Annotated in this window: 10 protein-coding genes and 1 tRNA gene; 3 read left to right on the top strand and 8 right to left on the bottom strand. The window is 75.6% G+C overall.

Features of this window, described 5'->3' with window-relative positions; all coding sequences use genetic code 11:
* Window positions 1-32: 32 nt before the first annotated feature.
* Window positions 33-1,256, bottom strand: coding sequence for a glycosyltransferase (locus Q5761_RS05415; RefSeq protein ID WP_318751477.1), 1,224 nt, complete (start codon window positions 1,254-1,256; stop codon window positions 33-35).
* A 194-nt stretch (window positions 1,257-1,450) separates the two neighbouring features.
* Here Q5761_RS05415 and Q5761_RS05420 point away from each other — a divergent pair.
* From Q5761_RS05420 to Q5761_RS05430, 3 genes are all read left to right on the top strand, one after another.
* Window positions 1,451-1,525, top strand: a tRNA-Pro gene (locus tag Q5761_RS05420).
* Between the two features lie 181 nt (window positions 1,526-1,706).
* Window positions 1,707-3,401, top strand: coding sequence for a molybdopterin-synthase adenylyltransferase MoeB (gene moeB / locus Q5761_RS05425; RefSeq protein WP_318751478.1), 1,695 nt, complete (start codon window positions 1,707-1,709; stop codon window positions 3,399-3,401).
* Window positions 3,398-3,859, top strand: coding sequence for a Mov34/MPN/PAD-1 family protein (locus Q5761_RS05430; RefSeq protein WP_135225411.1), 462 nt, complete (start codon window positions 3,398-3,400; stop codon window positions 3,857-3,859). Before moeB ends, Q5761_RS05430 begins: the two co-directional genes overlap by 4 nt.
* A gap of 501 nt (window positions 3,860-4,360) precedes the next feature.
* Here the strand turns inward: Q5761_RS05430 and Q5761_RS05435 are convergent.
* From Q5761_RS05435 to rpsA, 7 genes are all read right to left on the bottom strand, one after another.
* The gene (locus tag Q5761_RS05435) at window positions 4,361-4,624 is read right to left on the bottom strand and encodes a hypothetical protein (protein WP_135225412.1); all 264 of its coding nucleotides are present in this window, start codon (window positions 4,622-4,624) and stop codon (window positions 4,361-4,363) included.
* Between the two features lie 116 nt (window positions 4,625-4,740).
* Window positions 4,741-6,219, bottom strand: coding sequence for a stage IV sporulation protein A (gene spoIVA / locus Q5761_RS05440; RefSeq protein WP_135225413.1), 1,479 nt, complete (start codon window positions 6,217-6,219; stop codon window positions 4,741-4,743).
* A 230-nt stretch (window positions 6,220-6,449) separates the two neighbouring features.
* Window positions 6,450-7,766 carry a ketopantoate reductase family protein gene (locus Q5761_RS05445; protein ID WP_318751479.1) on the bottom strand — a complete coding sequence of 439 codons (1,317 nt, stop codon included), beginning with the start codon at window positions 7,764-7,766 and terminating at the stop codon, window positions 6,450-6,452.
* A 3-nt stretch (window positions 7,767-7,769) separates the two neighbouring features.
* Entirely contained in the window at window positions 7,770-8,390 is a 621-nt protein-coding gene (plsY, locus tag Q5761_RS05450) for a glycerol-3-phosphate 1-O-acyltransferase PlsY (protein ID WP_318751480.1), read from the bottom strand.
* Window positions 8,391-8,600: 210 nt separating this feature from the next.
* Entirely contained in the window at window positions 8,601-9,974 is a 1,374-nt protein-coding gene (der, locus tag Q5761_RS05455) for a ribosome biogenesis GTPase Der (protein WP_135225415.1), read from the bottom strand.
* 55 nt (window positions 9,975-10,029) lie between these two features.
* The gene (locus Q5761_RS05460) at window positions 10,030-10,734 is read right to left on the bottom strand and encodes a hypothetical protein (protein WP_318751481.1); all 705 of its coding nucleotides are present in this window, start codon (window positions 10,732-10,734) and stop codon (window positions 10,030-10,032) included.
* A 519-nt stretch (window positions 10,735-11,253) separates the two neighbouring features.
* The gene (gene rpsA / locus Q5761_RS05465) at window positions 11,254-12,960 is read right to left on the bottom strand and encodes a 30S ribosomal protein S1 (RefSeq protein WP_318751482.1); all 1,707 of its coding nucleotides are present in this window, start codon (window positions 12,958-12,960) and stop codon (window positions 11,254-11,256) included.
* Window positions 12,961-12,969: the final 9 nt, after the last annotated feature.

The raw sequence follows: 12,969 nt of genomic DNA on the forward strand, positions 1-12,969 counted from the left end.
CCCCTTGCGCCCTGGGCCCGGGGGGAGGCGCCTCACGCCCGGCGGTTGCGCCCGCGCCGCGGCGCGGGCGCAACCGCCCCCGGGGCCACCTCGGCGTAGAGCTGCACGTGTTGGCGGGCCACCTGGGCCCCGTCCGGCCAGCGGCTGGCGCGGGCCACCGCGGCCCGCGCCAGCCGCTGGCGGGCGCGCTCGTCCCGCAGCAAGCCGAGCAGCACGCGGGCCAGGGCGTGGGCATCGCCCGGGGGCACCAGGCGTCCGTCCACGCCGTCGCGGATCAGCTCCACCAGCCCGCCGGTGCGGCTGGCCACCACGGGACGCGCGGCGGCCATGGCCTCCGCCACCGCGAGTCCGTAGGCCTCGTGGCGCGACGGCTGGACGTAGACGTCGATGGCGCGCAGCAGGCGAGCCGCCCCCTCCCTCGGTCCGGCCCAGCGCACCCAGGGCTCGATGCCGAGGCGGCGGGCCAGCCGCCGCAGGCCGGGTTCGTCCGGGCCGGAGCCGACCACGACGCAGCTGACCGGGTGGCCCGCGTGGTGGACCAGGGCCACGGCCCGCAGGAGCACGTCGACGCCCTTCTCACGGCTCAGCCGGGCGACGGTGCCGACCACCGGACCCAGCTCTGGGAGTCCCAGGATTCGCCGGGCGCGCCGCCGCGGGAGCGCGGCCCGCCCGGGCCGCGCCAGGGGCGGCCTCAGCACGTGGACCTGGGGCGGCCTTCCGGGGGCCGCGGCGGCGATGCCGTGCGCCGCCGCCCACGTGGCCAGGGAGCGGGACACGGCCACCACCGCGCGACTGCGCCGGGCGACCCAGCGGGCCGCCTGGCGCTGCCACCACCCGCGCGGGAAGGTGTGCAGGGTGACGACCAGCGGCGTGTGCGGCAGGGCCAGGGTCGCCACCACCGCGGCCCGCAGGCCGTGGGCGTGGAGGAGGCGCGGCGGCCGGCCCCGGGCCAGGCGGCGCAGGCCGACGACGGTCTCCGCCAGCGCCCGCACCGCCGGCCAGGGGTCGGGGGCTCCGGCGGGACCGCCGCGATGCGCCGCCCAGAGGTTCCCTGGGGTGTCGGCCTCGACCCCGCCGGCGGGCTGGAGCCGCGGGGCGCCGACCAGGGGGACCACGGCCCAGTCGACGCCCACGGCCGCCAGGTGACGGCCGACGGTCTCCACGTAGGTGCGCAGGCCGCCGGCGGCAGGCCCCACCAGCCACCACACGGGGCCCGGCGGGACGGCCGGTTCGTCCGCAGCGCCATCGACCGGCATGGAGCTGGACCTCCCTGCCAGAAGATTGCCCCGCCCCGCGGGCGCTATACCCCGGCCGAGCTCGTGCCCGGCACCGGTGGCGGTGCGGGTTCCCCGGGGCCGTGGGACGCCGCGGACGGGCCCGCCGGGTGCCGCAGGGGCGGCGCGTGTTGCGGGATGCGGGGGGCCGTGCTAGAATGGCCTCGAGTCTGCGACGGGCTGTGGCGCAGCTTGGTTAGCGCGCTACCTTGGGGTGGTAGAGGTCCCCGGTTCAAATCCGGGCAGCCCGACCGACGAACCCCGCGGGTGCGGACCCGCGGGGTTTTCGCTCCCGGTGACCCGCGGGGCCCGCGGGTGGCGGCCCGCGGCGGTCCTTGCCGCCCGTCGCCCCCGGGCGGGATTCCCTCGGCCGCACAATTCCTTGTATAGTAGTCGATGAGATCGCGTTTCGATGAAAAAGAGGTGTTGCCCGTGGTCGAGGTCTACATCCCGACGCCGTACCGCTCCATCACCGGCGAGGCCCGCCTGCGGCTCGAGGCGGCCACCGTGAAGGAGCTCTTGGAGACCCTGGCGCAGCGGTATCCCGACCTGCGCCCGCGCCTGTTCGAGGGCGATCAGATCGCCCATCACCTCAACGTGTACGTCAACAAGCGCGAGATCCGCACCTTGCAGGGGGCGGAGACGCCGCTGGCCGACGGCGACGAGGTGGCGCTGATCCCCGCCATGGCCGGCGGCTCCGATGGCGGGTCCCCGGCGCCGCTGCTCACCGAGCAGCAGATGGAGCGCTACTCGCGCCACGTGCGCCTGCCCGAGGTCGGCGTCGAGGGCCAGCGCAAGCTGCTGGACAGCAAGGTCGCCATCGTCGGCGCCGGCGCCCTGGGCTCGCCGGCGGCCATCTACCTGGCGGCCGCGGGGGTCGGCACCATCGGCATCATCGACGGCGACCGGGTGGACGTCTCCAACCTCCATCGCCAGATCCTCTACTTCGACCACGACCAGGGTCGGCCCAAGACCCAGGCGGCGCGTCGCCACCTGGAGGACCTCAACCCCGACGTCCGGGTGATCGAGCACCGCACGTTCCTCAACGCGGAGAACGCCCTGGAGATCCTCAAGGACTACGACGTGGTGATCAACGGCAGCGACAACTTCGCCACGCGCTACCTGGTCAACGACGCCTGCGTGCTGCTGGGCAAGCCGCTGGTCGACGCCAGCATCCTGCGCTTCGAGGCGCAGGCCACGGTCTTCCTGCCCGGGCGCGGCTGCTACCGGTGCCTGTTCCCGTCGCCGCCGCCGCCGGGGATGGTGCCGAGCTGCGCGGAGGCCGGGGTGCTCGGGGCGTTGGCCGGTCACATGGGCACCCTGCAGGCGCTGGAGGCGATCAAGATCCTCCTCGGCATCGGCGAGACGCTGGCGGAGAAGCTGCTGATCTACGACGCCCTCAGCGCCAGCTACCAGATCCTGCACTGGCAGCGCAACCCCAACTGCCCGGTCTGCGGCGACAACCCGACCATCACGCACCTGATCGACTACGAGGCCTTCTGCGGGGTGCCGCTGCCGGGCAGCGCCCAGAGCCGCGCCAACGGCCGGGTGACGCCGGCGGGCCGCCCCGCCGCGGGCACCGAGGCCCGCGACGGCGTGGCGACAGGCCGGCCGGCTGCGGCGCCGGGGACGCCGGCGCCGGCCGGGGCGGCGCCCGCGACGGAAGCCAACGCCGGGGTATCGGGGCGTGCCGGACGGGACGAACGCGGCGCCGCGGCGGATCGGTCCGGGTCCGGGCCCGGGGGTGGGGCGGCCGCGCCCGCCGCGCCTGCTGCGACGGAGGCGCTCCCCGACGCCGGGCAGGGGCCGGCGGAGCTCGAGCCCGTCGAGGCGCGCCGTCTCATCGAGGGGGGCCAGGTCCAGATCATCGACGTGCGCGACCCGTGGGAGTACGAGCGCGACCACATCCCGGGCGCGCGCCTGGTGCCGCTGGCCCAGCTGGGTGCGCGGCTCGAGGAGATCGATCCCGAGCGGCCGCTGCTGATGGTGTGCGAGGTGGGCGAGCGCAGCCGCCTGGCGGCCGAGTTCCTCCACGAAGCGGGCTTCCCGGCCGTCTACAACCTCAAGGGCGGGATGATCGCCTGGCGCAACTACCGGCTGCCCGTCGAGGCGGGGTCCGGGCGGTGAGTCGGGGACCGGTGGGCGCCGGCATCGTCCCGGGGCGGGGCGACGAGGCCCCGCCCCCGCTGGTTCTTCCCCGGTCGCTGGTGGAGGCGATGCTCGCCCACGCGCGGGCCGAGGCCCCGCTGGAGGCGTGCGGCATCGTGGGCGGGCGCGGCGGCCGCCCGGTCGCGTTCTACCCCGCGCGCAACGCCGAGCGGTCGCCGGTGCGCTACACCGTGGACCCGGAGGACCAGCTGCGCATCTTCACCACGATGGAGGAGCGCGGCGAGGAGCTGTGGGGGATCTTCCACAGCCATCCCCACTCGGCTGCCTACCCCTCGCCCACCGACGTGCGCTACGCCTACTACCCCGAGGCCTACTACCTGATCGCGTCGCTGGCCACGGATCCCCCGGTGCTGCGCGCCTTCCGCATCGTGGAGGGGCAGATCGCGGAGCACCCCGTGGTGGTCGAGGCGGGCTGAGCGACCCGGGGCGGATCGCTGGGACGGGGGAGCCGCCGAGCCCGGGCGGGCTGGGCTCGGACCGCGCGTCCCCGGCTGCCCGCGCCGGAAACCCGCCCGCACCGCCGGCGCGGTCTTCCGCCGCCGGTGGGCGGACCGGGCACCGGGGCCTCGATGGTGCGCCGCCCGGGGACGGGCCGGGCTGGGGCATGTCGCCCCCGTCGCCGTGGGGCGGCGAGGGAAGCGGATCGGTGCCGCCGCGTTCGCCGGGCGGGGCGGCGGGGGACGGACGCGGGACGAGCGAGCCGCGCCAGGGCGGCCTCGCCGGGCGCTCCGGAGGGGGGCGCCGGATCCACGGGGCCGCGCGGGGGCGCCGGCGGCTGGAGTCGGCGCCGGTGGTGGCCCATCGGATCGCGTCGGCAGGGGCGGGGGCCCGTCGGCCGGGGCCGGCAGCGGCGGGTCCCCGTCGGCGTGGGGCGGGGCGTGGCTGCGAACCTGCGGGCCGGCGGTCGTAAGCGGCTGCTAGCCTTCGGGCCGGCGGTAGTACTTGACGCCGCTGTAGAGGCCCATGCTGCCGAGCCCCAGCGCCAGCCCCTGGATCAGGGCCTCGAACCACAGGCTCTGACCGGCCAGGGCGTAGCCGATGGCGAGGGCGGTGCCCAAGAGCAGCGCCACCGGGGGCGCCCACCGGGTGGGCATGCCCTGGCGCTTGAGGAGCTCGACCAGTCCGGCGATCAGGGGCACGGCCACCACGATGCCGGTGGTGTCGGGATCCACCCGCTCCATCCCCCTTCCCCACCCGGGACCCGACGGCGGCGGCCACGGTCGGCGGTGCGCGCCGATGGCGCCCGTCGCGGGACGGGCGGACCGGTCGACCGGGAAGAGCGGCCTCAAGAGCGGCCTCAGATGATGATGCAGATCAGGTTGCCGCTGCCCTCGTTGGCGATGCGCTCCAGGGCCTCGCGGATCTTGGCCTGGGCGTGCTCGGGCATCGAGCGGATCTTGTCCTCGATGCCTTCCTTGAGCAGCTCGTCCAGGGACTTGCCGAAGATGTCGGACTCCCAGATCTTGCGCGGGTCGTCCTCGAACTTCTCCATCAGGTAGTTGACCAGCTGCTGCGACTGCTTCTCCGAACCGATCATCGGCGCCACCTCGGTGCTGACCACGGTGCGGAACAGGTGCAGGGTCGGGGCGCTGGCCCGCAGGCGGACGCCGAACTGGCCGCCCTTGCGCACCAGCTCGGGCTCCTCGAACACCAGGTCGTCCAGGGCGGGCAGGACCACCGCGTAGCCGCGCTCGTCGGCCTCCTCCAGGCTGCGGCCGATGCGGTCGTACACCGCCTTCGCCTTGCTGAGGTCGCGGATCAGCCGCACCAGCGCCTCCTTGCCGCGGATCTCCATGCCGCCGATCTCGCCCAGCACCTGCCAGAACAGCTCCTCCGGCACGGCCACGTCGACGGTGGCCACCCCCGTGCCCAGGTCGAGCTCCTCCAGCTGCACCTTCTCCACGTGCTGGTACTCGGCCAGCTGGGCGATGGCCCGCTCCACGTCCCGCAGGCGTTCCACGTTCTGGACCGTGGCCTGGATGGCGTCGGCGTAGTGGCGCCGCAGCCAGAAGTCCGCATCCAGCTCCTCCACCCAGGCCGGCAGCCGCACCACCAGCTCGCGGACGGGGAACTCCAGCAGCAGCTGCTCCAGCACCACCAAAAGGTCCCGCTCGCCCACGCGGTTCAGGGCGATGGGGATCACCTGGACGTCGTAGTCGAAGGCCAGGGTCTCCGCCAGCTGGGCGGTCTCGGGCGAGAGGGGGTCGGCGGTGTTGAGCAGCACCACGAAGGGCTTGCCCAGCTCCTTGAGCTCGCGGATCACCTGCTGCTCGGCCTCGACGAAGTTCTCCCGCGGGATCTCGCCGAAGCTGCCGTCGGTGGTCACCACGACGCCCAGGGTGGAGTGCTCGGTGATGATCTTGCGCGTTCCGACCACCGCCGCCTCCTCGAAGGGGATGTCCTCCTCGAACCAGGGGGTGGTGACCATGCGGGGCCCGTCGGCCTCGGTGTAGCCGATGGCACCGGGCACGGGGAAGCCCACCGAGTCCACCAGGCGGACGCGCACCGTCAGGCCCTCTTTGACCTGGATCTCCACGGCTTCGTCGGGGATGAACTTGGGCTCCGCGGTCATGATGGTGCGGCCGGCCCCGCTCTGGGGGATCGCGTCCTGGGTGCGCTGCCGGTCGTGCTCGTTGGCGATGTTGGGCAGGACCAGCAGCTCCACGAACTTCTTCACGAAGGTGGACTTCCCCGCCCGCACCGGACCGACCACGCCAATGTAGAGGTCGCCGCCGGTGCGCTCGGCGATGTCCTGGAAGATGTCGTAACGCTCCACGCGCCTTCCCTCCCGATCCCGCCGCCGTGCCCGCGGCTCCGGCTGGTCGGTCGGCCAGCGGCCAGCCCCTGTCCGAGGCCAGTACCATGTATATGAGGGGTCGGGGGGGATATGTCGCGCGGTGGGACGAACCGGCATGCGCCCGTCGGCCGGTTGGGCGGTGCCGGGCGAGAAGGGCGGGGTGGCAGGGGCCCCCACGGCGCCCGGCAGGTGGCGGATCCCCTCGTGGCTCACCCCCAGGCGCCCGCGTCCCTGAGGGCGGCCAGCAGACGATCCGGCCGGTCGCGGAACCACGCCCGCCGCGCCGGGTCCGCGGCGGCCTCGTCGACCAGACGCGCCAGGGTCGCGCAGACCGGCGCCTCGAGGGCGAGGGTCTCCGCCGCCCGCGCCACCGCGCCGTGCAGCGCCTGGATCTCGGTGGGGTGCCGGCCGGCGGCCACATCCAGGGCGACGGACGGAAGCTTCCCCCCACGCCCCCCCGCCGCCTGCGGTCCCACGGTGCGGCGGAAGACGGGGGTGGGGAGCCAGCGGGTCAGCCGCGCGAAGAGGCGCACCGGGTAGCCGGGGAGGTCCACCAGGGCAGGCGCCACCCGCCCGGCCACCGCGACGGCCTCCCGCAGGCTGCGGTGCTCGACGGCCGCGGCCACCGGGTCCTGGAAGACCCGGTCCACCCCCCACTGTAGCAAGGCGCCGACGGCGTTCCCCACCAGGTTGAGCAGCAGCTTGGACCACTTCAGGGTCGCCGCATCCGGGGCCGTGACCACGGGCACGGCCAGTGTCGCCTGCCACTGGGACGCCAGGCCGCGGAACGTCAGCGCGGCGGTCCGGCTGGGGGCATCGCCCGCCCGCCCGGCGGGGTGGAACCGGCGGGGCCCGCCGTCCGCCTCGCCGGCGGTGCTGGCGGGGCCGGTTCCCGTGACCGGCGCCAGGCCGATGCCGCCCCGGCCGGCGTTGAAGATGCGCACCCGGTGGCCTTCCAGCGCCGCGCTGAGGGTGACGATGCCCGCGATGACGCGCCCGGCACCCAGCCGGGCGACCGCCCGCTCCTCCGCGCCGATCCCGTTCTGGAAGGTGATCACCAGGGGGGACGGGCCGCGATCCGGCCCCGGCCACGCGGCCGCCACCTGGGCCAGGGCCGCGTCGAGGGCGGGCATCTTGACCGTCACCAAAACGGCGTCGGGCGCCGAACCCGCCGTGGCCTCGCCGACCGACGCCACCACCGCGACCGGCAGCGGGCGCTGGTCGTCGGGTTCCCGCCGTGCCGTGCCGGAGCCGTGGCTCGTTCCCCCGCCGCCATCGCCTTCTCCCCCGGGGCGGGTGGGGATGGGGGCCGCCCCGGAGCGGTCGCGGGCCTTCTCCCCTGGCGCCGTGCCGGAGCGGTGCCGCTGGGGCGCGGCCCAGGGTGGCGGGTCGAGCACCAGTCCACCGCGCGCCACGGCCTCCAGCCGCCAGGGTCGTCCGACCAGGACCACCTGGTGTCCCCCGGCGGCCAGCAGGCCGCCCAGCAGACACCCGATGGCCCCTGCCCCGACCACCACCACCCGCATCCCCTACTCCCTCCGGGGGTCGATGCGCAGGGTGATGGGCAGCTCCTCCCCGCGGAGCAGCCGCCCCACGTTGGACCGGTGCCGGACGAGGACCACCAGGGCGGCCGTCACGCCGAAGGCCAGGTGGGCAGGCGGCGCATGCCAGAGGGCCATCCAGAGGGGTACGCTGACGGCGGCCGCCATCGAGCCGAGGGAGGAGTAGCGGCTGGCCGCCACCACGGCCAGCCAGACGGCGAAGGCCGCCAGGGCGACCCGGACGTCGAGGCCCAGCAACACGCCCAGGCCCGTGGCGACCCCCTTGCCGCCGTGACCAGCGAGCCAGATGGACCAGCTGTGGCCGGCCATGGCCGCCACGCCGGCCAGCACGGCCGCGACCTCGCCGGGGCCGACGGCGCGGGCCAGCATCACCGGCAGCGCCCCCTTGGCCGCGTCGGCCAGGAGGACCGCCGCCGCCAGGCGCGGTCCAGCGACCCGTAAGACGTTGGTGGTGCCGATGTTGCCGCTGCCATAGCGGCGGATGTCCACGCCCCGGACGGCTCGGACCAGCCAGAGGCCAAAGGGGATGGAACCCAGGAGGTAGCCCAGCAGGACCAAGCCTGCGACGCCCAGCCATGGCATTGCCATCTCGCGCTCCTCTCCCGCTCCCGGGCCATGGCCCCACCCGGCGCCGGGATCGGCGGACGGCGCCGCGGGACGGTCGGGGGGCGCCGCGGGCGATCCGCCGTGAAGTCGCCGGCAGCTTCCGCCGCCGGGGGCCGGGGACGACCGTCGGGGGCCATGCCGACCCGTCCCGGCCGCCGGCGGCGGCACGGCCGGCCGGGACCCTCGTCCCCGCTACTCCTCGTCCCTGTCCCTCCCCTTGCCCTTGCCCGGGGATCGGAACACCAGGCGCAGGGGCGTGCCGGTGAAGTCGAAGGCCTGGCGGAGGACGTTCTCCAGGAACCGCTGGAAGGAGAAGTGGACGGCGTCCGGGTCGCTGACCACGAAGAGGATGGTGGGCGGTCGGGTCGCCACCTGGCGGATGTCGTGGATCCGCAGCCGGCGCCCCCTGGCGGAAGGCGGCTGGTGGACCACCAGGGCGTCGTCCACCACCTTGCGCAGCACCGGCTGCGGGACCTGGCGCCGGTGGTTGTCGGCCACGCGCCCGATCCAATCCACCAGCCGGTCCAGGCGCTGCCCGGTGGCCGCCGACAGGAAGACGATGGGCGCGAACGGCAGGAAGTCGTACTCCCGGGACAGGGCCTCGCGGTACCGGTCGGCGGTGTCGGGCCCCTTGGTCACCAGGTCCCACTTGTTCACCGCCAGGACGCACGCCTTGCCCTCCTCCAGGGCCATGCCGGCGATGCGCTTGTCCTGTTCGGTGGCGGGATCGCGGGCGTCCAGGACCACGCACGCCACGTCGGCGCGGGCCAGCGCCCGCCGCGTCCGGACGGTGCTGTAGAACTCCACGTCCTCCTTGATGCGACTCCTGCGCCGCAGCCCCGCCGTGTCGATGAAGCGGAAGGTGCGCTCCCCGTGGCGCCACACCACGTCCACCGCGTCCCGCGTGGTGCCGGGGATCTCGCTGACCACCACGCGCTCCTCCCCCAGCAGCCGGTTGAGCAGCGACGACTTGCCCACGTTGGGGCGGCCGACGATGGCCACGGCGATCTCGGCGGGCTCGCCCCAGGCCCCGCCGTCGGCCTCGGCCTGCCCGCCTCCGGCCGCCGGCGCGGGATTGGGCAGCGCCCGCACCACCGCGTCCAGCAGGTCGCCCACGTTGCGGCCGGGTCCCGCCGCCACGGGGATGGGCTCGCCCAACCCCAGGCGGAAGAAGTCGTACTGCACCCCGTCCCAGCGGGGGTCGTCCACCTTGTTGACCGCCAGGATGGTGGGCTTGTTGGCCTGGCGCAGGAGGCGCGCCACGTCCTCGTCCGCGGGGGTGACCCCCGCCTGGCCGTCCACCACCATCACGAGGACATCGGCCTCGCGCACCGCGGCCTCCACCTGGCGCCGGACCTGGACGGTCAGCGGGTCGTCCCCCTCGGCCAGGCCGCCGGTGTCCACCAGGGTGAAGGCGCGTCCCGCCCAGTCGGTGTCGGCGTAGAGGCGGTCGCGGGTGACGCCGGGGACGTCGTCCTCGATGGCCAGCCGGCGCTCGATGATCCGGTTGAACAGGGTCGACTTGCCCACGTTGGGCCGTCCGACGATGGCCACGACCGGTTTCACGGCGGCGGATCCCCTCCCCGCCCGCCCCCATGATGCCAGCGCCGCCGTGCCAGCGTCAACGCGACCCGGTCCGTGGCCCCGGGACGGTCGACGGCCCGTCGCCGGCCGGGTTGCCCCCGTCGTCTGCCGGATGCCCGCCCCCCCTTCCCCGACCGCCGGCTCCCGTGGAAGCGCCGTCACCGCCGAGAAGGGCCATCAGGGCGGCCGTCAAGGCGCTGGCGGCGATGGCGTCGTACCCTGGGCCGCCGGCGACGGTGAACGCCAGCGGCAAGGGGGACCCGTTCAACCCGCCGCCTGCGGTGGCGGCGCCGGCCCACAGCCCCTGGGCGAGCACCATGCCGGCGGTGGCCAGCACGAGGCCCGCAGGGGGTGCCAGGGGCGCCAGGGAGGCTGCGACGCCGGTGACCACGCCGGCCGCCCAGGCGGGCGAGAGCCACGGCGGCGCGCTGCCCGGCAAGCCCTGCAGGAGGGCATAGGCGAGGGACGTGGTCGCCACGAGGCTCGCCGCGGCCCGGAGCCGCAGGGACGGCGCCAGGCCGGCGAACCACAGGGCGGCGCCGACCAGGGGCAGACCGGCGCCGCCGGGGCTGACGGCCAGCCCGCCGCTCTCGCCGACGGGCCAGAGGGGGATGCTGGCCACAAGCCACGCCCCACCCCACAGCGCCAGGCGACCCGGCGGCACCCCCAGCCGCCGCGCACAGGGAACGGCGTCGAGGGCCAGGAGGGCCACGGTCATCGCGATCAGCCAGGTCCCGGTCACCGCCACCACCCCGGCCTAGGGTTCCCCAGGGTCGGGGTGAAGAGTGCCGCCGCCCACCGGGGCCGGGGAGGACGGAGCGGAAGGCCTGGCTGATGCGGACGCCCTCAAGGCCCAACAACCGCAGGGCCCCATGCACAAAGGCCTCTTGGCGGACGAGCCACGCGGGCGAGCAAGCGCGCTGGACGGCGCCCTGGCCGGCCCGGCACGCAGCCGGCCGCGGGGAGACCGGCAGGGAGGCGCCACCGGCCAGCGGAAGCCGCCACGTCGGCCGGGGGATCCGCCATGCTGCGCGGGACCGCACGGGGTTGCGCAGGGACCGCACGGGCGCACGGCAGCATCGGGGGATGTCCGGTCAGCGGAGGGGGCGCGCCCACCCGGGCGCGCCCCCTCCACTGACGCGGTGGCTTCCCCGCCCGGTGGGGCGGCGGCCGGGCGCGAGCCCGGCCGCCGCCCCACCGGCATCGGCACGTCCCGCTGGCGCCCCGGCGCCCGCGCCGCCTGCCGACTCTCGGAGCGGCGTCAGGCCCGGTCCGCCGCCTCGTCGCCCGTCAACCGGTCGCGGGTCTCCTCCAACAGCTCGCCGAACATCTCGCCGATGGTGATGCCGCCGCCCTCCGACGCGGGGCCGGGTTCGTCCGACCGGGGCAGCGGGCGCTCCGGTCCGCGACGGGCCCGCTCGCCCCGCGGCCGGCGGGCCTCCGGGGGCGTCCGCATGCTCAGGCTGATCCGCCGCTCCTGGGGCTGGACCCGCAGCACCCGGACCTCCACCTCCTGGCCCTCCTGGACCACCTCCTCCGGCGACTCCACCCGGTGGTCGGCCAGCTGGGAGATGTGGACCAGCCCCTCCACCCCGGGTTCCAGCCGCACGAAGGCGCCGAAGGGGACCAGACGTACCACGGTGCCGCGGACCCGCGAGCCGACCGGGTACTTGCGCTCCGCGTCGTCCCACGGATCGGGCATGAGCTCCTTGAGGCTGAGGGAGATGCGGCCGCGCTCGCGGTCCACCCGCAGGACCTTGACCTGGATGGTGTCCCCTTCCTTCAGCAGGTCGCGGGGGTGGTCGATGCGGCCCCAGTGCATCTCCGAGACGTGGAGCAGACCGTCGACGCCCCCCAGGTCGACGAAGGCGCCGAAGTCCGTCAGGCCCTTGACCACCCCGGTCCGCACCTGCCCCTCCTCCAGGCTGGCCAGGGTCTCCTCGGCCCGACGGCGCGCCTCCTCCTCCAGCAGCTGCTTGCGCGAGAGGATCACCCGCCGCTTGTTGCGGTCCAGCTCGATGATCTTCGCCCGCACGGTGGTGCCCACGTAGGGGCTGAGGTCGGCCACGTAGCCCCGCTCCACGTGGGAGGCCGGCATGAAGGCGCGGACGCCGGCGTCGCACACCAGGCCGCCCTTCACCTGCTCCACCACCGGCACCTCGACGGGCTCACCCGCTTCGTAGGCGCGCCGCAGGGACTCCCACGCCTCCCGCTCCACGGCCCGCCGGTGGGAGAGCAGCAAGCCGCCCTCCCCCTTGTCCGTGAAGCCCAGCACCACCACGGGGATCTGCTGGCCGACGTGGTACACCTCGTCCGGTCGCTTGCCTCCCAGCAGCCGCAGCTCGTGGCGGGGGATCGTGCCGTCCGACTTGTGGCCCACGTCCACCAGGACGTGGTCGTCGGCCACCTGGACCACCGTGCCCGTCACCATCTGGCCGCGGCTGAGGCGCGTGGGCGCCAGTTGCTCGTCCATGGCCCCCCGGCCCTCGCCCGCCCCGGCGGATGCGGGGGCCGCGGCCTCGCTGGCCCCGGCGCCGCCGGCCTCCGGGCGACGCCCGGCGTCCTCCGGCGTTGCGGTCCCCTTGGCCCCGGGTCCGGATGCGGACCCATCCGGGCCGGCGGGACCCGACTCCCCGGCGGCGTCGCCGCCCTCCGCCGCGGGGCGGGATCCCTCCCCGGCGGCGGCCTCGGCGGACCCCGCGGTGCCCGCTTCACCCGCGGGCTGCCCGGCCGGCCGGTCGGCCCCCTCCGTCTCGGCGACGCCGGTCTCGCGTTCCACCGCGGCCTCGGCGGACTCCTCGGCCTCCTGTTGCAGCTGCGCCAAGGCCTCCGTCGCCCCCGCGGCGGCTTCGGCCGCCGCGGGGCCCAGCGGCTGGTCCGGCGCGGCCGGGCTCACCTCCTGTCGCGGCACGGCACCGGGAGCGTCGTCGTCCCGGTTGGCCGCCTGCGGATCGCGGATCTCGTCCATGCCTCGACA

Source organism: Thermaerobacter composti (assembly GCF_033582035.1).
GTDB lineage: Bacteria > Bacillota > Sulfobacillia > Thermaerobacterales > Thermaerobacteraceae > Thermaerobacter > Thermaerobacter composti.

Excerpts from the sequence above, each read along its gene's own strand:
- Q5761_RS05435 (WP_135225412.1), bottom strand. The coding sequence starts at position 4,624 with ATGGAGCGGGTGGATCCCGACACCACCGGCATCGTGGTGGCCGTGCCC.
- Q5761_RS05445 (WP_318751479.1), bottom strand. The coding sequence starts at position 7,766 with ATGCGGGTGGTGGTGGTCGGGGCAGGGGCCATCGGGTGTCTGCTGGGC.
- plsY (WP_318751480.1), bottom strand. The coding sequence starts at position 8,390 with ATGGCAATGCCATGGCTGGGCGTCGCAGGCTTGGTCCTGCTGGGCTAC.
- rpsA (WP_318751482.1), bottom strand. The coding sequence starts at position 12,960 with ATGGACGAGATCCGCGATCCGCAGGCGGCCAACCGGGACGACGACGCT.
- Q5761_RS05415 (WP_318751477.1), bottom strand. The coding sequence starts at position 1,256 with ATGCCGGTCGATGGCGCTGCGGACGAACCGGCCGTCCCGCCGGGCCCC.